Annotated in this window: 18 protein-coding genes; 12 read left to right on the top strand and 6 right to left on the bottom strand. The window is 59.1% G+C overall.

All coding sequences use genetic code 11. The features are described 5' to 3' along the window. Positions 1-108 precede the first annotated feature (108 nt). The 3 genes from relA (at position 109) to ACTWLJ_RS14760 (ending at position 3,881) form a co-directional block, all read left to right on the top strand. On the top strand, positions 109-2,352 hold the full coding sequence (gene relA, locus ACTWLJ_RS14750; protein WP_445177366.1) for a GTP diphosphokinase: 2,244 nt from the start codon (positions 109-111) through the stop codon (positions 2,350-2,352). Between the two features lie 124 nt (positions 2,353-2,476). Next, positions 2,477-3,310, top strand: a complete 834-nt coding sequence (mazG, locus tag ACTWLJ_RS14755) for a nucleoside triphosphate pyrophosphohydrolase (RefSeq protein WP_401219513.1) — start codon at positions 2,477-2,479, stop codon at positions 3,308-3,310. A 28-nt stretch (positions 3,311-3,338) separates the two neighbouring features. Further along, a complete protein-coding gene (locus ACTWLJ_RS14760) occupies positions 3,339-3,881 on the top strand; it encodes a DUF2058 domain-containing protein (protein WP_401219511.1) in 543 nt (180 codons plus the stop codon). Between the two features lie 70 nt (positions 3,882-3,951). Here ACTWLJ_RS14760 and ACTWLJ_RS14765 read toward each other — a convergent pair whose 3' ends face one another. From ACTWLJ_RS14765 to ACTWLJ_RS14790, 6 genes are all read right to left on the bottom strand, one after another. Beyond that, entirely contained in the window at positions 3,952-4,140 is a 189-nt protein-coding gene (locus ACTWLJ_RS14765; RefSeq protein ID WP_401219508.1) for a hypothetical protein, read from the bottom strand. Positions 4,141-4,528: 388 nt separating this feature from the next. Then, positions 4,529-5,755 (bottom strand): beta-ketoacyl-ACP synthase I, encoded by a 1,227-nt coding sequence (fabB, locus tag ACTWLJ_RS14770; RefSeq protein ID WP_401219505.1) that lies wholly within the window; start codon positions 5,753-5,755, stop codon positions 4,529-4,531. 11 nt (positions 5,756-5,766) lie between these two features. Further along, positions 5,767-6,282 carry a 3-hydroxyacyl-[acyl-carrier-protein] dehydratase FabA gene (gene fabA / locus ACTWLJ_RS14775; protein ID WP_445177367.1) on the bottom strand — a complete coding sequence of 172 codons (516 nt, stop codon included), beginning with the start codon at positions 6,280-6,282 and terminating at the stop codon, positions 5,767-5,769. 247 nt (positions 6,283-6,529) lie between these two features. Then, positions 6,530-8,434 (bottom strand): ATP-binding protein, encoded by a 1,905-nt coding sequence (locus ACTWLJ_RS14780; RefSeq protein WP_445177368.1) that lies wholly within the window; start codon positions 8,432-8,434, stop codon positions 6,530-6,532. Further along, a complete protein-coding gene (locus tag ACTWLJ_RS14785) occupies positions 8,431-9,363 on the bottom strand; it encodes an ABC transporter substrate-binding protein (protein WP_445177369.1) in 933 nt (310 codons plus the stop codon). The genes ACTWLJ_RS14780 and ACTWLJ_RS14785 overlap by 4 nt, the downstream gene beginning before the upstream one ends. Then, positions 9,364-11,487, bottom strand: a complete 2,124-nt coding sequence (locus tag ACTWLJ_RS14790; protein ID WP_445177370.1) for a TonB-dependent receptor plug domain-containing protein — start codon at positions 11,485-11,487, stop codon at positions 9,364-9,366. 195 nt (positions 11,488-11,682) lie between these two features. On the opposite strand from ACTWLJ_RS14790, the gene ACTWLJ_RS14795 reads away from it, so the two are divergent. The 9 genes from ACTWLJ_RS14795 to ACTWLJ_RS14835 all read left to right on the top strand — a co-directional run bounded on the left by ACTWLJ_RS14795 (position 11,683) and on the right by ACTWLJ_RS14835 (position 20,194). After that, entirely contained in the window at positions 11,683-12,708 is a 1,026-nt protein-coding gene (locus ACTWLJ_RS14795; protein ID WP_401219820.1) for an NAD(P)H-dependent glycerol-3-phosphate dehydrogenase, read from the top strand. 18 nt (positions 12,709-12,726) lie between these two features. Beyond that, complete coding sequence (locus ACTWLJ_RS14800) at positions 12,727-13,074, top strand: DUF4389 domain-containing protein (RefSeq protein WP_445177371.1); 348 nt, start codon at positions 12,727-12,729, stop codon at positions 13,072-13,074. After that, complete coding sequence (gene sixA, locus ACTWLJ_RS14805) at positions 13,071-13,523, top strand: phosphohistidine phosphatase SixA (RefSeq protein ID WP_445177372.1); 453 nt, start codon at positions 13,071-13,073, stop codon at positions 13,521-13,523. The genes ACTWLJ_RS14800 and sixA overlap by 4 nt, the downstream gene beginning before the upstream one ends. A gap of 619 nt (positions 13,524-14,142) precedes the next feature. Next, positions 14,143-15,810 carry an AMP-binding protein gene (locus ACTWLJ_RS14810; RefSeq protein ID WP_445177373.1) on the top strand — a complete coding sequence of 556 codons (1,668 nt, stop codon included), beginning with the start codon at positions 14,143-14,145 and terminating at the stop codon, positions 15,808-15,810. A gap of 31 nt (positions 15,811-15,841) precedes the next feature. Beyond that, positions 15,842-16,285 carry a hotdog fold thioesterase gene (locus ACTWLJ_RS14815; RefSeq protein WP_445177374.1) on the top strand — a complete coding sequence of 148 codons (444 nt, stop codon included), beginning with the start codon at positions 15,842-15,844 and terminating at the stop codon, positions 16,283-16,285. 180 nt (positions 16,286-16,465) lie between these two features. Next, on the top strand, positions 16,466-17,272 hold the full coding sequence (locus tag ACTWLJ_RS14820; protein ID WP_445177375.1) for an alpha/beta fold hydrolase: 807 nt from the start codon (positions 16,466-16,468) through the stop codon (positions 17,270-17,272). After that, positions 17,269-18,123: an alpha/beta hydrolase gene (locus tag ACTWLJ_RS14825; protein ID WP_401219835.1), complete on the top strand. Its 855-nt coding sequence runs from the start codon at positions 17,269-17,271 to the stop codon at positions 18,121-18,123. Before ACTWLJ_RS14820 ends, ACTWLJ_RS14825 begins: the two co-directional genes overlap by 4 nt. A gap of 127 nt (positions 18,124-18,250) precedes the next feature. Next, positions 18,251-19,057, top strand: coding sequence for a DUF4892 domain-containing protein (locus ACTWLJ_RS14830; protein WP_445177376.1), 807 nt, complete (start codon positions 18,251-18,253; stop codon positions 19,055-19,057). Positions 19,058-19,141: 84 nt separating this feature from the next. After that, positions 19,142-20,194, top strand: a complete 1,053-nt coding sequence (locus ACTWLJ_RS14835) for an AI-2E family transporter (protein WP_445177377.1) — start codon at positions 19,142-19,144, stop codon at positions 20,192-20,194. The last annotated feature ends 76 nt before the right edge of the window (positions 20,195-20,270 follow it).

Consider the following 20,270-nt stretch of genomic DNA (forward strand, 5'->3'; position numbering starts at 1 on the left):
CGTCTGGTCTGCCCGTACAGCGTTCGCATTAGCCCCGCGAATGCGAGCGGGCATTGAAGATCAGCGATTTGACGCATTGAATCTGCGTCGTAGGGAAGGTAAAGCAAGATGGTACAGGTGAGAGCACACCAGCCGATCAACACCGACGGCAGTATCAATCTCGAGGCTTGGCTCGATCATGCGGTCAGTGTCGATCTGGCACTGGATCGCGAAGCCTTGAAAGACGCCTGCGAGTTCGCTCGCGAGGCCGAACAACAGTCCAATGCGGCGAAGAATCTGTGGGCCGAAGGCAGTGGCAGTTTCAGCGCCGGCCTGGAAATCGCCGAGATTCTGGCCGACCTCAAGCTGGATCAGGATTCGCTGGTCGCGGCGGTCTTGTACCGTGGCGTGCGTGAAGGTCAGATCGAACTCGCGGCGGTCAGCCAGCGCTTCGGCCCTGTGGTTGCCAAGCTGATCGACGGCGTGCAGCGCATGGCGGCGATCAGTGCCAGCCTCAGCCCGCGCCAGTCGATGGTAATGGGCACGCAAGGGCAGGTGGAAAACCTGCGCAAGATGCTCGTGGCGATGGTCGATGACGTCCGCGTCGCGCTGATTAAGCTCGCCGAGCGTACTTGTGCGATCCGTGCGGTAAAAACCGCCGATGACGAGAAACGCAACCGGGTCGCCCGGGAAGTCTTCGACATCTATGCGCCACTCGCGCACCGACTCGGTATCGGCCATATCAAATGGGAACTGGAGGACTTGTCCTTCCGTTATCTCGAGCCCGATCAATACAAACAGATCGCCAAGTTGCTGCACGAGCGGCGGCTGGATCGTGAGCGTTTCATCAGCGATGTGATGACCCAGCTCAAGGATGAGTTGCAGGCCACTGGCGTCGATGCCGACATCAGTGGCCGGGCCAAACACATCTACTCGATCTGGCGCAAAATGCAGCGCAAGGGTCTGGAATTCAGCCAGATCTACGACGTGCGTGCAGTGCGCGTGCTGGTGCCGGAAATGCGCGATTGCTACACCGCGCTCGGTATCGTCCACACCTTGTGGCGGCACATCCCGAAAGAATTCGACGACTACATCGCCAACCCGAAAGAGAACGGCTACCGTTCGCTGCACACCGCGGTAATCGGTCCGGAAGGCAAGGTGCTTGAGGTGCAGATCCGCACCCATTCCATGCACGAAGAAGCCGAACTTGGCGTGTGCGCGCACTGGCGCTATAAGGGCACCGACGTCAAATCGGGTTCGAACCATTACGAAGAGAAAATCTCCTGGCTGCGTCAGGTGCTCGAATGGCACGAAGAGCTGGGCGATATCGGTGGTCTGGCCGAGCAACTGCGGGTCGATATCGAACCGGATCGGGTCTACATTTTCACCCCCGATGGTCACGCCATCGACTTGCCGAAAGGCGCGACGCCGCTGGACTTCGCCTACCGCGTGCACACCGAGATCGGTCACAACTGCCGTGGCGCCAAGATCAACGGGCGCATCGTGCCGCTCAACTACAGCCTGCAAACCGGTGAGCAGGTCGAGATCATCACCAGCAAACACGGCACGCCAAGCCGTGACTGGCTGAACCCGAACCTCGGCTATATCACTACTTCGCGGGCGCGGGCGAAGATCGTTCACTGGTTCAAATTACAGGCGCGTGACCAGAACGTCGCGGCCGGTAAAACCCTGATCGAGCGTGAACTGAGTCGCCTCGGCTTGCCGGCGGTGGATTTCGAGAAGCTGGCCGACAAGGCCAACATGAAAACCGCCGAAGACATGTTCGCGGCCCTTGGCGCTGGCGATCTGCGTCTGGCGCAACTGGTCAATCTGGCGCAACAACTGGTCGAGCCGGAACGCGGCAACGAACAGCTGGAGCTGATCCCGCGCAAGGCCACCGGTTACAAACCGGGCAAGCGCGGCGACATCCAGATTCAGGGCGTCGGCAACCTGATGACGCAGATGGCCGGCTGCTGCCAGCCACTGCCGGGCGATGCGATTGTCGGTTACATCACTCAGGGTCGCGGTGTGAGCATTCACCGTCAGGACTGCGCCTCGGTGCTGCAACTGGGCGGGCGTGAGCCGGAGCGGATCATCCAGGTCAGCTGGGGCCCGGTGCCGGTGCTCACCTATCCGGTGGACATCGTCATCCGCGCCTACGACCGTTCCGGTCTGCTGCGTGACGTCTCGCAGGTGCTGCTCAACGAGCGCATCAACGTGCTGGCGGTCAACACTCGCTCGAACAAGGAAGACAACACGGCGTTGATGTCCCTGACTATCGAGATCCCGGGTCTGGACGCGCTGGGGCGGTTGCTGGGCCGGATTTCCCAGCTGCCGAACATCATCGAGACGCGGCGTAACCGCACCCCTTGAATTTGACCTTGTAGGAGTGAGCCTGCTCGCGATAGCGGCGCATCAGTCACCATCAATGCTGACTGATGCGGCCTCATCGCGAGCAGGCTCGCTCCCACATGGGTTTTGTGGTGAGAGATAAATGATGTACAGCCTTGAAGACCTGTTGCACCTGATGAACCGTCTGCGTGATCCGCAGTACGGTTGCCCGTGGGACATCAAGCAAACTTACGCGACCATCGTCCCGCACACCCTCGAAGAAGCCTACGAAGTCGCCGACGCCATCGAGCGGGGTGACTTCGATCATTTGCAGGGCGAGTTGGGCGATCTGCTGTTTCAGGTGGTGTATTACAGTCAGTTGGCGCGGGAAGAAGGGCGGTTCGAATTCGCCGGGGTGATCGATAGCATTACCCGCAAACTGATTCGCCGTCATCCGCATGTGTTCCCCACTGGCGATCTGTATGCGCCGCTGGACGTACCGCAGTTGACTGAAGAACAGGTCAAGCAGCGCTGGGAAGAGATCAAGGCTGAAGAGCGCGCCGAGAAATCCACCGCGCCGCAGCAACTGTCACTGCTCGACGACGTTCCGGCAACATTGCCGGCGCTGTCACGTTCGGCCAAGTTGCAGAAGCGTGCAGGGCAGGTTGGTTTCGACTGGCCGGATGCACTGCCGGTGCTGGACAAGGTGCGTGAAGAGCTCGATGAAGTGCTTGAGGCGATGTCGGAAAACGACCCCGAGGCAGTGGCAGACGAGATCGGTGACCTGCTGTTTTCCGTGGTCAATCTGGCCCGGCATCTGAAGGTCGATCCGGAAACCTCGCTGCGTGGCGCCAACGCTAAATTCGAAAGACGCTTCCGTTTTATCGAACAGGCATTGCGCGACACCCACCGTCCCATAGAAGATTGCACCCTCGAAGAGTTGGACGCCCTGTGGGGTGAAGCCAAACGTCAGGAAAAGAATTTGCCCAGCTGCGGTTGAGCAGTTGCCTAAGTGAGAAATAAGCACCATGAGCATTTCCCTTCGCGACCAGTTGCTCAAAGCAGGGCTGGTCAATCAGAAGCAGGCCAAGCAGGTCAGCAAAGACAAGCAGAAACAACAGCGTCTGGTTCACAAAGGCCAGATCGAACTGGATGACTCGCAACAACGTGCAGCCCAGGAAGCCCAGGCCGAGAAGGTCAAGCGCGACCAGGAACTGAACCGTCAGCAGAAAGAGAAGGCCGAGGCCAAGGCTCGTTCCGCGCAGGTCAAGCAGTTGATTGAAGTCTCGCGTCTGCCGAAGCTGACCACCGAGGACTACTACAACTTCGTTGACGACAAGAAGGTCAAGCGCATCTCGGTCAACACGCTGATGCGCAACAAGCTCAGCAGCGGTTCGCTGGCGATCGTGCACCACGCCGGCGGCTACGAAGTGATCCCGCGTGAAGCGGCCCTGAAGATCCAGGAGCGCGATCCGCAGCGCATCGTGCAGCTCAACGTACAGACCGAGGAAGTCAGCACTGAAGACGATCCGTACGCGGCCTATCAGATCCCTGACGATCTGATGTGGTAAATCGTTAAAGCTGTAACAACGACAAACCCCGCTCATGGCGGGGTTTGTCGTTTTCAATGCTGTGGTTGATTCAGGAGGAACTGGCTTCGCGTTGTTGCTCTTGCACGTCGAGTTCGGCCTTGTAGCTGTGGGCGTCGTTCTCGTTGTGGAACATGCCGACCAGCAAGTCTTGTTGATGCACGTCCCAGATCCGGATACCGGCGGCTACGCCTTCGTGGGACATGTGTGAATCGTCGCGTTCAGTTACTTTTACAGTCATCTGCTAGCTCCAATCTCTGTTATCTGCAGCAAGGCGTGTGCAGGACTTCTTTATAGAGTTTGTTAGCTTGCTAAGTAAACGGCTGATTTGTGCAATGTGTTGTTGCGGTTTTTGCAACAGTGCTGCAGCCCGCGCAATACGCGACATTCGGTCGCAGGGCGACTGGTTGCATGACAGAAGTTTCATCTTCAAACCCACCACAACCCCTGTAGGAGTGAGCCTGCTCGCGATAGATGAGTGTCAGTTTTCGGAGATATTGACTGAAAAACCGCTATCGCGAGCAGGCTCACTCCTACAGGGTTTTGGGTCGTGGCGGAGGGTTTTGAAGGCAAAAAAAAACGCCCCGAACCAGTCGGGGCGTTTTTATGTGTGGCTCAGCAGTGGGGAATTACTTGCCTTCCCAACGCTTCAGTACCAGCGTGGCGTTGGTGCCGCCGAAGCCGAAACTGTTGCTCATCACGGTGTTGATGGTGGCGTTTTCGCGAGTCTTGGTCAGGATCGGCATGTCTGCCACCTGCGGGTCCAGCTCGTCGATGTTGGCGGAGCCCGCCATGAAGTTGCCTTCCATCATCAGCATGCAGTAGATCGCTTCGTGAACGCCGGCGGCGCCCAGGGAGTGACCCGACAGGCTCTTGGTGGAGCTGATGGCTGGAGCCTTGTCGCCGAACAGCTTGCGGACACCTTCCATTTCCTTGACGTCGCCGACCGGGGTCGAGGTGCCGTGGGTGTTCAGGTAGTCGATCGGGGTGTCGACGGTGGACATGGCCATTTCCATGCAGCGCACAGCGCCTTCACCACTTGGGGCAACCATGTCGTAACCGTCGGACGTCGCGCCGTAGCCAACGATTTCCGCGTAGATTTTTGCGCCGCGAGCCAGAGCGTGTTCCAGCTCCTCAACCACCACCATGCCGCCACCGCCAGCGATGACGAAACCGTCACGCTTGGAGTCATAGGCGCGGGATGCTTTTTCCGGGGTGTCGTTGTATTTGCTGGACAGTGCGCCCATGGCGTCGAACAGGAACGACTGGCTCCAATGCTCTTCTTCACCGCCGCCAGCGAACACGATGTCCTGCTTGCCCATCTGGATCTGTTCCATGGCGGTACCGATGCAGTGAGCACTGGTGGCGCAGGCAGATGCGATGGAGTAGTTCAGGCCCTTGATCTTGAACGGCGTGGCCAGGCAAGCGGAAACGGTGCTGCTCATGGTACGGGTCACGTAATACGGCAGGACTTTCTTGATGCCTTTTTCGCGCAGGATATCCAGCGCTTCCATCTGGTTCAGCGTGGAAGCACCACCGGAGCCGGCGATCAGACCGGTACGCGGGTTAGACACCTGCTCCTCGGTCAGACCGGAGTCTTCTACGGCGTTCTTCATGGCGACATAGGCATAAGCCGCTGCCTGGCCGACGAAGCGGAAGGTCTTGCGATCAATCAGATCCTTGAGCGGCAGGTTTTTGTCGATGGAACCGGAAACCTGGCTTTGCAGACCCATTTCAGCATATTCCGGGTTGAACCGGATGCCAGGGCGGCTTGCACGCAGGTTAGCGGAGACGGTCTCTTTGTCATTGCCCAGGCACGAAACAATGCCCAGACCAGTGATAACGACGCGGCGCATGCGGATAACCCTTAGAAGTTTTCAGTGGAGGTGAACACGCCGACCCGGAGGCCTTCGGCGGTGTAGATTTCGCGGCCATCGACACTGACCGAACCATCGGCGATTGCGAGGTTCAGCTTGCCCTTGAGGACGCGCTTGATTTGAATGTTGTAGGTGACTTTCTTGGCGGTCGGCAGGACCTGGCCAAAGAATTTCACTTCGCCCGAACCCAGCGCACGGCCGCGGCCCGGCAGGCCTTGCCAGCCCAGGAAGAAACCGACCAGTTGCCACATGGCATCCAGACCCAGGCAGCCCGGCATCACCGGATCACCTTCGAAGTGGCAAGCGAAGAACCACAGCTCAGGATTGATATCCAGTTCGGCGACCAATTCACCTTTGCCGTACTTGCCACCCTCTTCACTGATATGGGTGATGCGATCCACCATCAGCATGTTCGGGGCGGGCAGTTGCGCGTTACCTGGGCCGAACAGCTCACCGCGACTGCAGCGCAGCAGATCTTCCCGAGTAAAGGCGTTTTGTTTGGTCATGCGAGCTCCTCAATAATCCCATGCGGCAGGTGGGGCAAATCTTCCCGACCGTTCGAAGCGTTCATGCCTCGAACCGGCAGCCTACTCATAGACTATTGCGTTGTGGTGAAAGTCACAGCACCAAGGACATGAATGTACACTTGTGCACTGAAATTTTTATTCAAGCCCCTTTTGAGGCTCGTTCGGGTGCCTAAGACTGCCGCACTTTCGCTTTTCACGCCAGTCACAGATGGTCGAAAGGCCCCCACTAATGCACCCATCGCTGCAGAATCTGCTGTAGATCATTACGTTTGAACGGCTTGGCCAGGTAATCATTCATGCCGGCCGACAGGCACATCTCGCGATCACCCTGCAGAGCATTGGCAGTCAGCGCGATGATCGGCACTTCGCCACGGCCGGGCAGTTGACGGATCTGCCGGGTCGCTTCGTAACCATCGATGATCGGCAAACGGCAATCCATCAAGATTGCCTCAAACTCGCGGCCTTCCGCGCTGCGTACCGCTTGCGCGCCATCGGTGGCGACGCTCACAGTAAAGCCCAGACTGCGCAACATCGCTTCGATCACCGTCTGGTTGACCGGGTTGTCTTCTACCAACAGCACGTTGCGACCCTCGCCATGACCGTTGCCATTCGCCGTGCGCGGGGCGGTCAATTGCGGCAATGCCTGCTTATATAGCGCCAGCGGGATTTCCAGAGTAAACACCGAACCCAGACCTTCCTCACTCTGCGCCCGCAACGTACCGCCCATGCGCTCGGCGAGGGTGCGGGCGATCGGCAGCCCAAGACCGGTGCCGCCATAACGACGTGAAATCGAACTGTCGGCCTGCTGGAACGCATTGAACATCAGCTCCAGACTTTGCTCCGAGATGCCGATGCCGCTGTCACGCACCGAACAGGTGAACCACAGCAGTTCGTGATCCAGCGACTGCCATTGCGCCTCGATACTGACCCGGCCGCGCTCGGTGAACTTCAAGGCGTTGCCCACCAGATTCACCAGAATCTGCCGAATCCGCGTCGGATCACCCTGCACCTGCAAGCCGCGCATATCGTCGGGAATCCGCAATTGCAGATCCAGCCCGCGTTGCGCCGCGCTGTGCTGGAACGACTGGGCGCAGGCGCTGATCAGGTCGGCCAGGTTGAACGCGATGTGCTCCAGCTCCAGCTCCGAACGTTCGATACGCGAGAAGTCCAGAATATCGTTGATGACCTTGAGCAAATGTTCGGTGGACTCGGAGGCAAGCGCCGCGTACTCGACCTGTTCCTCGGTCATGTCGGTGGTTTCCAGCAACTGCAACATGCCCAGCACGCCGTTCATGGGGGTGCGCAGTTCATGGCTCATCATCGCCAGAAAATCCGATTTGGCATTGTTGGCTTTTTCCGCTTCTTCGCGGGTCTGGATCAGTTGCTCCATCGCCTGATGCTGTTCGCGGCTGGCCTGTTCCAGCGCCTGGGCAAGGTTGTTGATGTGCTGCGACAGCGCACCGAGTTCGGTGTCATCGACAATCGGCAGCGGGGTTTTATAGTCGCCATCCTGAATCGCCTTGACCGCGTTGCCGATATCGCGAATCGGATGCGACAGGCTGCCCGCCAGCCGCCGTGCCAGGACAAAGGTAAAGAGCAGGGCGAACAGCGCCAGAATCCCGGCCTTGAGCAGAATTTCCTGTTGGCGCTGACTGAAAGCATCGTTGGACAGGCCGACGATCACTCGCCCCAGATAATCCTCGCTGGGCACATTGGCGCCGAGTTTGGCGTCCTGAAAAAAATCGTTGTGCAGGGCGATCCGTTGCAGGCGTACCGGCGCTTGAAAGACTTCGACCTGATGCGGCCGATTGTGGGTGTCGGATGCCTGTTCGACATATGCCAGAATCCGGTTGGCGCTGTCCTGTACTTCCAGAAAGCGCACGTTCGGCGTGGCCAAAGTGGCCTTGAGCAGGCTTTCCAGCACTTCGTTGTTACCGGAAATCACCCCGTACTCGGTGGCGGGCGCCAGTTGGTTGGCGATCAGTTGGCCGGTGTGGTTCAGCTCCTGACGCAAATCCTGAATACGCACGAAGGTAAAGAAGCTGATCAGCAGCAACGTCAACAGCAGCGCAGGGCCGAGACTGATCAGCTGCGTGCGGGTGTTGATGTCCCAGCGGCGACGCAAACTCATGGGTGGCGTTCTCCTTCGGCCAACTCTCGGGCGACAGACACTTCATCGATCGGCTCGATACCTAAAGAACGAGCTACCTGCGCATTACTTGAGACTTTGAAGCGCTCGGGGTAGAGCGTTCGCGGCCAATCGGCGGGTTGCCGGTCAAGCAGGTCGTCGAGGATTGCCAGCCAATCGGCCTGATCGCTGTAACTGCTGGCCAGACTGCCGGCGCGGACGAACGCAGCGTTGGGGCCGATCAGCGCGACTTGTCGGGCGTAACTGCTGAGCAGCAGGTTCTTCGCGGTTTTCGGGTTATACAGGTCTGGATCGTCGAGCCCCAGCAACACGTCGCTTTTTTTCAACACACTTTGCAACGGACGGCTGTCGAGGGTGTTGTCCCAGCGCTGACTGACGATTTTCAGTTTCAGTGGTTTGGCCGCCAGATTCAGCTCATCCAGCAAAAACTCGCTGTGCTGATCGAACAGCACGCCGACTCGACGCGCCTGCGGCAGAATTCTGCGGATCAATTGCAGTTGGCGGCCCAACGGCGGATCGCTCCACAACAGGCTCAAGTGTGGCGGTTGGGCATTGCCCAGACGTTGTCGGGCTTGCAGGCGACTGATGCGCAGCACAAGTGTCGCCGGGCCACGGGAGTCTTGCAGGCGCCAGTCGAGACTCGGCAGATCGAGCAGAATCATGCGCAGGTTGCCCGGTAACTTGCCCGGCGCTGGCAGACTGGCCAAGGGCTGGAAACGTACGGTGTCGGTCGGGCGCAACTCGCTCAGTGCCTGCACGAATGCCTGCACCCCGGGGCTTTCCTCGGCGCCGGTCAACAGAATGTCGGCGGCCTGTACCGCGACGCCATGCAGCCAGGCAGTCAAAAACAGGCATGCCCCGGCCAGCCAGTGGCCAAGAGTTGGCATCCTGCGCGACCTGCCCGGGCGCATCTAAAACTCCAGCTCTGCGCTGAAGTACATCACTCGGCGCTCGTCATAATTGTTGTCGACGAAAGTGGTCGGCTGATTGTCGAGGCGTTGCTGCAGGACGCCGGCCAATTGCAGTTGCGCCTTGCCCAGAGGGATGCGTTTGGCGATGCGCGTGTCGACCCGTTCAAAGCGGTAGCCGTTGAGCGCGTTGTCGCCATAGTAGAAGAGCGCACTGTTCCAGCCCTGACCCCAATCGCGCAGCCATCCGGCAGAGCCGCTGTTGCTTGCGGTGAATTGCTGATCCAGCGGATTGCTCGCCTCGGCATCGACGTAGGCATAGGTCAGGCGCAAGCGGTCGGCGCTGCTCAGGCGCCAGTCGAGTTGGGTTTCCGTACCGCGATAACGTGCGCTGTTGGCGTTGCTGGCGATGTATTGGTTGTTGCGCAGCGGCTCGCTGATCATGCCGGTGATTTCGTCGTAAAACAGTTTTACGTCGACTGCCAGGCCCCACTCTGCGAAAAAACCGTTGTAGCCCAGTTCCCGCGAGCGCATGTGTTCCTGATCAAGATCGCCGGGGCCGCGAGTCTTGACGAAATATCGGGCTGAAGACTGGCCGTAGGCGGAGGGCCGCAGCTTGCTCACCTGATAGCTCCAGTTGACGTTGTTCTCGAACATGTCCGGTGAGCGGATCGCTTCCGAATACACCGCGCGCAGGCTGTGGCGCGGGTTGATCAGGTAATTGATCGCGAAACGCGGGGTCAATGAACTGCCGATCAGTTGCGTGTCTTCGAACATCGCGCCGCCCTGCAGCAGCCAGTGCTCGCTGGCGCGCCACTCCAATTGACCGAATGCGCGCCAGGTGGTGTCGTCCAGCGTGCCGTTGAAGTAGGTCTCGGAATCGGCCCGGTCATAACGATAGTTCATGCCGCTGACCAGCCGCAGACTGTCGGACAGGCTGAGGGTGTCTTGCAGTTCGAGGTCGTAGCGCGATTCCCGGGCGCTCTGGTCAATATCGCCGCACAAAGTCTGGCTGGCGCCGTTGCGCCATTGATCGAGCACTTGATTGGCCAAGGCCATTTCCTGTGGGGTTCCGGCCTCCGGGCCGGGGCCGGTGAAACTAGTGATATTGCGCGCCAGACGCTCGGTGTAATTCGGATTGAGCTGCCACAGTTGCGTCAATTGCGGGCTGAACGACACTTCGGCATCGCATGCACGCCAGACCTGCTGACGATCCCAGTGCTGCGCCGAGCCTTGTATATAAAGGCTGTGATCAGGGTTGATGTCGAGATTCCAGCGCACCGAGCCGGCGTAATCCTTGGCATCGACGTCGGAATTATTCCCGGCAGCGGTAATCCCCGAGAACACCGGGTGATAGGTGTACGGCCGCTGATTGGTGCCGTCCTTTGCGTTGAGCTGCCAGTCGAGGCTCTGGTTCTCGCTGAGGGTGTGACTGACCGCGAGACTGAAGCGGTTCAAGCGGCGACTGTCACGGTAATCGGCGCCGCTGCGGTCGCTGTCGAAGCCGTCGTCTTCCTGGCCGGACAGCGACAAACGCAGATCGCCGCCATTCCAGCCGGTGCCCTGACTGGCATAGAAGTCATTGATTCCGCGCTGGCCACGGGTGATTTTCAGTCGAGTGCCGTGGCTGTCCGCCGGGTTGCGCGTGATGATATTGACCACCGCCATTAGCGCATTCGCGCCGTAACTGACGGTGTTCGGGCCGCGAAAGACTTCGATGCGTTCGATGTCCTCGATGGCCACCGGAATATCGCTCCAGTCCACCGTGGCCAGACCTGCGCGGTACACCGAGCGGCCATCGATCAGTACCTGCATGCGCCGCGCTTCACTGGCGTTGGTGCCGTGATAGTTCACCGCTGCCTGATTGCCACTGATGTTGCCGACCATCATCCCCGGCACCAGTCGCAGCAGCTCGCTGATATCGCGGGCGCCGCTGGCGGTGATCAGTTCGCTGTCGAGTACGGTCATGCTCCCCGGTACTTCCGCAGGCGTCTGTTTCAGGCGCGTGGCGGTCAGCACCTGCGGCAGTGCTTCGTTGTCGACAAACAGGTCGTCCGCCTGCAAAACCGGACTGAATAGCAGCGCCAGCAACAGGGACGAACGCGGGGAGGGTGGACCGAAGGACACTGCACAACCTTGATACGAAATAATTGGCGCGCATGTTAACCGACGACAGTGATTTTTCCGTCACGTTGCGGGCATTTTCCTCGGTTTTATTGGTCTTCTTCCTACAGGTGTCGGTAATTGACGCAGGGGCTGGCCGCGACTGGGCCGCCCCGTATAATGCCGCCATCGCCACTGGTATGGATTAACGGATTGCATATGACTGAACAGCGCCCGATTGCGGTCCTGGGAGGCGGAAGTTTTGGTACCGCCGTGGCCAATCTACTGGCCGAGAACGGCCATCAAGTCCTGCAGTGGATGCGTGACCCCGAACAGGCCGAAGCCATTCGGGTCAATCGCGAGAACCCGCGTTATCTCAAAGGCATCAAGATTTTGCCGGGTGTGACCGCGGTCACCGACCTGCAAGCCACGCTCGACGCCTGCGACCTGTGTTTTGTTGCGCTGCCATCGAGCGCCTTGCGCACGGTGCTGGCCAGCCACGCCGAACGTCTGGGCGGCAAAATGCTGGTCAGCCTGACCAAGGGCATCGAAGCCCACACGTTCAAGCTGATGAGCCAGATCCTCGAAGAGATCGCCCCGCAAGCACGCATCGGCGTGATCTCCGGGCCGAATCTGGCGCGGGAAATCGCCGAACACGCGCTGACTGCCACGGTGGTCGCCAGTGAAGACGAAGATCTGTGTCAGCAAGTGCAAGCTGCGCTGCATGGCCGCACGTTTCGTGTTTACGCCAGTGCCGACCGTTTCGGCGTGGAGTTGGGCGGGGCGTTGAAAAATGTTTACGCGATCATTGCCGGCATGGCAGTGGCGCTGGAAATGGGCGAGAACACCAAGAGCATGCTGATCACCCGCGCTCTGGCGGAGATGACCCGGTTTGCGGTGAATCAGGGCGCCAATCCCATGACCTTCCTCGGTCTGGCCGGAGTTGGTGATTTGATCGTCACCTGCTCGTCGCCGAAAAGCCGCAATTATCAGGTCGGTTTCGCCCTCGGTCAGGGGCTGAGCCTTGAGGATGCGGTATCGCGCCTTGGCGAAGTCGCCGAAGGGGTGAACACGCTGAAGGTGCTCAAAGCCAAGTCCCAGGAAGTCGGCGTCTATATGCCGCTGGTCGCCGGGCTGCATGCGATCCTGTTCGAGGGGCGCACGCTTGAGCAAGTCATCGGTCTGTTGATGCGTGGCGAGCCGAAAACCGACGTCGATTTTATTTCCACCAGTGGTTTCAACTGATTCAGCAGGGAGCGAGCCATGAACGATCCGAAAACCGAAGCCAAATACGAGTCCATCCTCCTGCGGGTGTTGTGGATGATCGTCTATCTGGTGGTCTGGCAAGTGGCGCAGTTCATTCTTGGCGCTGTGGTGCTGGTGCAACTGATCTATCGTTTGATTTATGGCGCGCCGAACGCGGGCCTGATGAATTTCGGCGACAGTCTGAGTCAGTTTCTGGCGCAGATCGGTCGTTTCGGCAGCTTCCACAGCGACCAGAAACCGTGGCCGTTTGCCGACTGGCCAACGCCGCGTGCCCCGGAAGGGGAAGCGCCTCATGCGGTGCCAGCGGCAGCGCATCCGGCCCGGGATGAGGAACCGAAACTATGAAAATCTGGGTATTGCGCCATGGCGAGGCGGTGCCTCATGGGTCGAAGCCTGATCCTGCGCGGGAGTTGACCGAGCAGGGTCGTAAAGAGGTGTTGAGCAGTGCCACTGAATTGGTGGGGCAACCGCTGACGGCGATTTATGCCAGCCCGTATTTGCGTGCTCAGCAAACGGCGCAACTGGTGCGGGAGGCTTTGGGGTTTGAGCCGGAGATTCGTACGGTTGATTGGCTGACGCCTGAGGCTGATCCGGATCGGGTTGCCGATCAATTGGTGGCGGTCAGTGATGTGTTGTTGGTCAGTCATAATCCTCTGGTGGGGAATTTGCTTAGCTATCTGCAGCATGGGGCTGGGTATCCGCCGGAACGGGTGGGTACGGCGGGGCTGGCTGAGCTGGAGGGGGATGAGTTGGTGATTGGGGCTATGAGGCTTAATAGTCTTAAGCATCCTTGATTCTTTGGGGTATATCCGTTGCTGCGGGCGTGGCTGCTTAAGTTCCGCCCTTACGGCGGGTCACTTTTTCCAGACGCCCGGAATGCCGGCCCAGAAAAAAGTAACCAAAAAGGCTTTGTCCTGACGTTCGGCCCGCTCGCTAAGGCTCGGGGTTCCTTCGCTCCGGGATTCATCCGGGGGCATCGCCTACGGTTTGCTTCGCTGCACCTCCTCTCGATGCATTTGGCTTCGCCAAACGGCGCTGCGCGCCAACCCCCGGATGAATCCCTCCACTCAGCCTGCCGACGGACCTTGCAGATCAAGATCAAGATCAAGAGCACAGCCGAGCTAACGCTCATCCTGTGAGTGGTTAAAAGCAACGCGGGGCTGCTTTGTTTTTGCTTTTCTGTCGGAGTGAGCCTGCTCGCGATGGCGGCCTGCCAGCCGACCAATCTCTTTTAGAAGTACTCAATCCTGTGGGAGCTGGCCTGACCGCCGACCAATCTCTTTTGGATGTACTCAACCTGTAGCTGCCGAAAGCTGCGATCTTTTGATCTTGTTTCCGCGTGTTAAAAAATCAACCAAGCACTTGCTTGGTTGACTACGCTTGCTCCAGACCAAAAAAACAGGAGCGAGTCGCATGTCTGCCGCATTCCGTTTGCCGCTGGATGTGTTTTACGAGCGTGAGGCCCGGCACCCGCGCCTGCGTTTTCTGGTGCAGCCGGTCGGCGGCGGGCAGGTCGAGACGCTGACTTGGGCGGATGTCGCTCATCAGGCGCGTTGCGCGGCTCATTGGTTGTGCGCGCGGGAGTTGCCGCAAGGCAGTCATATCGCGCTGATTTCGAAGAATTGTGCGCACTGGATCATTGCCGATCTGGCCATCTGGATGGCCGGGCATGTCTCGGTGCCGTTGTATCCGAATCTCACTGCGGATTCTGCGGGGCAGGTGCTGATCCATTCGCAAAGTGTGTTGGCGTTTATTGGCAAGCTTGATGATTGGCCCGGGATGTCGAAGGGTGTGCCGGCGGATCTGCCGACGATCAGTCTGCCGCTGCATCCGCCCGGTGATTTCGATTTCAGTTGGGACGATCTCCAGCGCAGTTCGCCGATTCAGGACGACCCGCGTCCGGCCGCCGAGCAACTGGCGACGATCATTTACACCTCTGGCACCACTGGCATGCCCAAAGGCGTGATGCACAGTTTTGCCAATCTCGGTTTTGCCACTACTCAAGGCACCCAACTGTTCGGTCTCAATGAGAATGATCGGCTGTTGTCGTATTTACCGCTGTGTCATGTCGCCGAGCGGATGTTCGTCGAGCTGGCCTCGATTTATACCGGCCAGACCGTGTTTTTCGCTGAGAGCCTCGACACCTTTATCACCGACCTGCAACGGGCCCGGCCGACCGCGATGTTCGGCGTGCCGCGCATCTGGACCAAATTCCAGATGGGCGTGTACAGCAAGATCCCGGCGAAGCGTCTGGATTTCCTTTTGGGGCTGCCGTTTATTGGCAAGCGCGTTGGCCACAAAGTGCTCGCGGGTCTGGGGCTGGATGCCTTGCGCGTTGCCTTGTCCGGCGCAGCACCGGTACCGCAGACTTTGCTCAGTTGGTACCAGAAGCTCGGGCTGGAGGTGCTGGAGGTTTACGGCATGACCGAAAGTTGCGGTTATTCGCACATTTGCCTGCCGGGCCAGTACAAACAAGGCTGGATCGGTAAACCGTGCCCGGACGTCGAGGTGCGTATCGATGAGTCCGGCGAGGTGCAGGTACGCAGTCAGGCGAACATGCTCGGCTATTTCAAGGAACCGCAAAAAACTGCCGAGACCATCACCGCAGATGGTTTTCTGCGCACGGGTGACAAGGGTGAGCAGGACGCTGAAGGTCGCTTGCGCCTGACCGGGCGGTTGAAGGAGATCTTCAAGACCAGCAAGGGTAAATACGTCGCGCCGGCGCCAATTGAAAATCGCCTGGCGGTGCATTCGCGGATCGAACAGGTGTGTGTAGTCGGGGATGGCCTGAGTGCGCCGCTGGGCCTTTGCGTGTTGTCGGCGGTCGGCTTGCAGGATGCGGCTGGCGCGGCGCGGGCCGGGTTGCATTCAAGTCTGGAAAAACTCCTGGAGGAGGTCAACGCTGTGCTCGACAAGCATGAGCGTTTGCGGCGGCTGGTGGTGGTCCGGGACAGTTGGGCGGTGGAAAACGGTTTCCTTACGCCGACTTTGAAAATCAAGCGCAACGTCATCGAAGACACTTACGGTGCGCGCTTCGAAGAATGGAGCGAGCGCAGCGAGGCGGTGCTGTGGCAGGATTGAACGACGACTAAAACAACAAAGGAAGTCTGCGATGACCTTGTGGCGTACCACTCCGAACATCGAGCAGCTGAATGCAATCCAGAAAAACACCATCGGTGAAGTGCTGGACATTCGCTTCGAAGCATTCGACGACGAGTCCCTGACTGCGAGCATGGTCATCGATCACCGTACTCACCAGCCTTACGGTTTGTTGCATGGCGGTGCTTCGGTAGTGCTGGCGGAAACCGTCGGTTCGATGGCCAGTTATCTGTGTATCGATGCCAGCAAGTTTTATTGCGTGGGCCTGGAAATCAACGCCAACCATTTGCGCGGCTTGCGTAAAGGGCGGGTGACGGCGGTGGCCAAGCCGATTCACATCGGACGTACGACGCATGTCTGGGATATTCGTTTGACCAGTGATGAAGGCAAGGCCAGTTGCGTGTCGCGGTTGACCATGGCGGTGGTGCCGCTGGGAGCGCAGCCACCCGCCAGATGATTTTAAAGATCAAAAGATCGCAGCCTTCGGCAGCTCCTACATTGGAATGTGTGTTGCCGAAGGCTGCGATTTTTGCTTTTGCGACATCTCCACCACCATTTCTGGCAGTTATGGTCATTGCTGCGAAACGTGGTCTTACGGACAATCAACACCACGTTTCCCGCTCATGGATGTACGCGCATGTCGCAACCGATCTTTTTCGCCCACGCCAACGGGTTTCCCTCGGGCACCTATGGCAAGTTGTTCGAGGCGCTGGCGCCCGAGTACCGGGTCGCGCATCTGCAGCAGCATGCCCATGACCCGCGTTTTCCGGCGGATGACAACTGGTACAACCTGGTTGATGAACTGATCCACCACTTGCAGCAGCAAGATCAACCGGTGTGGGGCGTCGGTCATTCCTTTGGTGGCGTGTTGCACTTGCATGCGGCTTTGCGCTGCCCTGAGTTGTATCGCGGCGTTGTGATGCTCGATTCGCCAGTGCTGACCCGTACCGATCAGTGGGTCATCCGTGCCGCCAAGCGCTTTGGTTTCATCGACAAGCTGACACCTGCCGGCCGCACCCTTGGCCGGCGTGAAGAATTTGCCGACCTCGACAGTGCGCGCAGCTACTTTGCTGGCAAGACGCTGTTTCGTGGTTTCGATCCGGAGTGTTTCGACGCTTACCTGCAACACGGTTTGCATCAGGTCGGCGACAAGCTGCGTCTGCGCTTCGACCCAGCCACTGAAATCAGCATCTATCGCGGCGTGCCGCATACCAGTCCGGGGCGTACCCGACAACTGAAAGTGCCGCTGGCGGTGGTGCGCGGGCACACCAGTCGCGTGGTCATGCGCCATCACACCAGTTTTGTCGACCGCCTGCCGCAAGGTGAATCACTGAGCATGCAGGGTGGTCACATGTTCCCGCTCGAACGTCCGCAAGACACCGCGTTGTTGTTGAAAGAGCTGTTTACTCGCTGGGAAACCCGTCAGCCAAGGGCATGTGCATGAACCCGACTTTCGAAGAAGTGCGCCTGAGCCTGCCGCATATCGAGTTGGCGGCGCATTTGTTCGGTCCCGAGGACGGCTTGCCGGTGATTGCATTGCACGGCTGGCTCGATAACGCCAACAGCTTTGCCCGGCTGGCGCCGAAGCTCAAAGGTCTGCGGATCATCGCCCTCGATATGGCCGGTCATGGCCATTCCGGTCATCGTCCGAACGGCGCCGGTTACGCGTTGTGGGACTACGCCCATGACGTTCTGCAAGTCGCCGAACAATTGGGCTGGAAGCGTTTCGGCCTGCTCGGGCATTCGATGGGCGCGATTGTTTCCATGGTGCTGGCAGGTTCGCTGCCGGAACGAATTACCCATCTGGCGTTGATCGATGGGGTGATTCCTCCTACCGACAAAGGCGAAAACGCTGCCGAACGCATGGGCATGGCCCTACAGGCGCAGCTGGATCTGCGGGAAAAGCGCAAACCGGTCTACAACAACCTCGACCGTGCCATCGAGGCGCGGATGAAAGGTTTGGTCGCGGTCAGTCGCGAAGCCGCGGAACTGTTGGCTCAGCGCGGATTGATGCCGGTGCCCGGCGGTTACACCTGGCGCACCGACAACCGCCTGACCCTGGCATCGCCGTTGCGTCTTACAGAAGAGCAAGCGATGGCCTTCGTGCAACGGATCAGTTGTCCTGCGCAATTGGTGGTTGCCGCCGACGGCATGCTGGCTAAACATCCTGAGTTGCTGGAGCGTCTACCCTTTAGCCGGGAACAGCTGCCCGGTGGCCATCATTTGCACCTGAACGACGAGTCCGGTGCCGACCTTGTCGCAGACTGTTTCAATCGCTTCTTCGCCATTCCTTGACTTGCACCGGGCAACTGTCGAGGCTGGGCGGGTTGAAATGGGAGACAACCACGATGGATTTTTATACCGCTGCAACTTCGAACAGCCAGGACGGCGCTCAGGCCACGTCCATCCGATGAGCCTGCCTATGCGCTCACTCAGTCTTCTGGCGCTGTGCTGTTTCAGTCCTTTATTGTTCGCCGCCGATGCGCCCGGCAGCCAGGATTTGCAGATCGTGCCGCGACTGGCCGATGCGCAGATCGTCGACTATCGCCCTCCAGTGGAGCTGGAGCGGATTTACCCGATGGGGGCGATCCGCAAGATCAGCGGCCAGTTGCGTTTCGACGGTCAGGTCGGCGCCCGTGGTCAAACCACCTCGGTGACTTACGAGTTGCCCCCGGAACACGCTGCCACCGAAGCCTTTACCGCCGCTCGCGAAGCCCTGCAAAAGCAGGACGCCGAATTGCTGTTCTGGTGTCAGGCCCGTGATTGCGGCGAAAGCAGCCTGTGGGCCAACGAAGTATTCGGTAATTCCAAACTCTACGGTGCGGACGAACAGCAGGCGTATTTGCTGTTGAGGCTGGCCGCACCCCGCGATAACACGCTGGTGGCGCTCTACAGCATCACTCGTGGCAATCGCAAAGCTTATCTGCACGTTGAACAGTTCGAGGCGAGCACGCCGCTGGGCGAGTTGCTGCCGACCTCCGCAACCTTGTTGCGTCAACTCAAAAGCACTGGTGAGCTGGACTTGCCGAAACTTTCCGGCGATCCCGATGACACCTGGCTGCGCCTGATTTCCCGTGGTCTGAATCTCGACACCACGTTGCGCGTCACGGTTTCCGGGGTCAAGGCCGAGGCCTGGCGTCAGGCACTGATCGGGCAGGGCGTGCGCGCCGCACGGATGGAAGCCGGCAGCGCCGAAAGCACTGGCTTGCGTATCGATCTGCTGCGATAAGCTGTCTGTGAACCAGTGTTTCAGGGGGACACGCGCTGCGTGTTCGCCTACTCTTTTGCCTGACTGACTTTTTCGAGACCTTCCATGCTCAATAACGATCGACTGCTGGTGCAGATCCTGCTGTTGGTGCTGTTTGGCGCCAGCTTCTGGGTAATGGCGCCGTTCTGGTCGGCGCTGTTCTGGGGCGCGGTGCTGGCGTTTGCCAGTTGGCCGCTGATGCGTCTGTTGACTCGCGTACTCGGTGGTCGCGAATCGCTGGCGGCGTTGTTGCTCACCGTTGGCTGGATGTTGCTGGTGGCGGCGCCGCTGGTGTGGCTTGGTTTTAACCTGGCTGATCACGTCCGTGATGCCACGGTTTTTATCAAGGATGTGCAGGTCGACGGGCTGCCCGAAGCGCCGACGTGGCTTGGCGGTTTGCCGTTGGTGGGCGAGCGGCTGGTCAATCTCTGGAACAGCATCGACGAGCAGGGCGCGGCGATGATGCTCGCGATCAAGCCGTATCTGGGACAGGTTGGTAACTGGTTGCTGGCGCGCAGTGCGCAGATCGGTGGCGGGATTCTCGAGCTGACCCTGAGCATCGTTTTTGTATTCTTTTTCTATCGTGACGGGCCGCGTCTGGCGGCGTTCGTGCACAGTCTGCTGGAGCGTCTGATCGGTGATCGCGCCGGGTATTACATCGAGCTGGTGGCCGGGACTGTGCAGCGGGTGGTCAACGGGGTGATCGGGACGGCGGCGGCTCAGGCGATTCTGGCGCTGATCGGGTTCTTGATTGCCGGTGTGCCGGGCGCGTTGGTGCTGGGGATTGTGACGTTTTTGCTCAGTCTGATTCCGATGGGGCCACCGCTGGTGTGGATTCCGGCTACGGCGTGGCTGGCCTGGAAGGGTGAGTACGGGATGGCGGTGTTTCTCGGGATTTGGGGGACGTTCATCATCAGTGGCGTGGATAACGTGCTCAAGCCGTATTTGATCAGCCGGGGCGGGAATTTGCCGTTGGTGATCGTGTTGCTTGGGGTGTTTGGCGGGTTGATTGCGTTTGGGTTTATCGGGTTGTTTATCGGGCCTACGCTTTTGGCGGTTGCTTATAGTTTGTTGACGGATTGGAGCAAGAGTCAGGCGCGGGTTGAGGATCGGCAGTGATAGAAGCGTCGATGCGTTTTAGATAAAGAGCACAGCCGAGCTAACGCTCATCCTGTGAGTGGTGGAAGAGCATGCG

This window comes from Pseudomonas sp. McL0111 (genome assembly GCF_052567255.1).

What these genes read in the sequence shown, in the direction of transcription:
- relA (WP_445177366.1), top strand. Translation starts at nt 109, where the DNA reads ATGGTACAGGTGAGAGCACACCAGCCGATCAACACCGACGGCAGTATC.
- mazG (WP_401219513.1), top strand. Translation starts at nt 2,477, where the DNA reads ATGTACAGCCTTGAAGACCTGTTGCACCTGATGAACCGTCTGCGTGAT.
- ACTWLJ_RS14760 (WP_401219511.1), top strand. Translation starts at nt 3,339, where the DNA reads ATGAGCATTTCCCTTCGCGACCAGTTGCTCAAAGCAGGGCTGGTCAAT.
- ACTWLJ_RS14765 (WP_401219508.1), bottom strand. Translation starts at nt 4,140, where the DNA reads ATGACTGTAAAAGTAACTGAACGCGACGATTCACACATGTCCCACGAA.
- fabB (WP_401219505.1), bottom strand. Translation starts at nt 5,755, where the DNA reads ATGCGCCGCGTCGTTATCACTGGTCTGGGCATTGTTTCGTGCCTGGGC.
- fabA (WP_445177367.1), bottom strand. Translation starts at nt 6,282, where the DNA reads ATGACCAAACAAAACGCCTTTACTCGGGAAGATCTGCTGCGCTGCAGT.
- ACTWLJ_RS14780 (WP_445177368.1), bottom strand. Translation starts at nt 8,434, where the DNA reads ATGAGTTTGCGTCGCCGCTGGGACATCAACACCCGCACGCAGCTGATC.
- ACTWLJ_RS14785 (WP_445177369.1), bottom strand. Translation starts at nt 9,363, where the DNA reads ATGCGCCCGGGCAGGTCGCGCAGGATGCCAACTCTTGGCCACTGGCTG.
- ACTWLJ_RS14795 (WP_401219820.1), top strand. Translation starts at nt 11,683, where the DNA reads ATGACTGAACAGCGCCCGATTGCGGTCCTGGGAGGCGGAAGTTTTGGT.
- ACTWLJ_RS14800 (WP_445177371.1), top strand. Translation starts at nt 12,727, where the DNA reads ATGAACGATCCGAAAACCGAAGCCAAATACGAGTCCATCCTCCTGCGG.
- sixA (WP_445177372.1), top strand. Translation starts at nt 13,071, where the DNA reads ATGAAAATCTGGGTATTGCGCCATGGCGAGGCGGTGCCTCATGGGTCG.
- ACTWLJ_RS14810 (WP_445177373.1), top strand. Translation starts at nt 14,143, where the DNA reads ATGTCTGCCGCATTCCGTTTGCCGCTGGATGTGTTTTACGAGCGTGAG.
- ACTWLJ_RS14815 (WP_445177374.1), top strand. Translation starts at nt 15,842, where the DNA reads ATGACCTTGTGGCGTACCACTCCGAACATCGAGCAGCTGAATGCAATC.
- ACTWLJ_RS14820 (WP_445177375.1), top strand. Translation starts at nt 16,466, where the DNA reads ATGTCGCAACCGATCTTTTTCGCCCACGCCAACGGGTTTCCCTCGGGC.
- ACTWLJ_RS14825 (WP_401219835.1), top strand. Translation starts at nt 17,269, where the DNA reads ATGAACCCGACTTTCGAAGAAGTGCGCCTGAGCCTGCCGCATATCGAG.
- ACTWLJ_RS14830 (WP_445177376.1), top strand. Translation starts at nt 18,251, where the DNA reads ATGCGCTCACTCAGTCTTCTGGCGCTGTGCTGTTTCAGTCCTTTATTG.
- ACTWLJ_RS14835 (WP_445177377.1), top strand. Translation starts at nt 19,142, where the DNA reads ATGCTCAATAACGATCGACTGCTGGTGCAGATCCTGCTGTTGGTGCTG.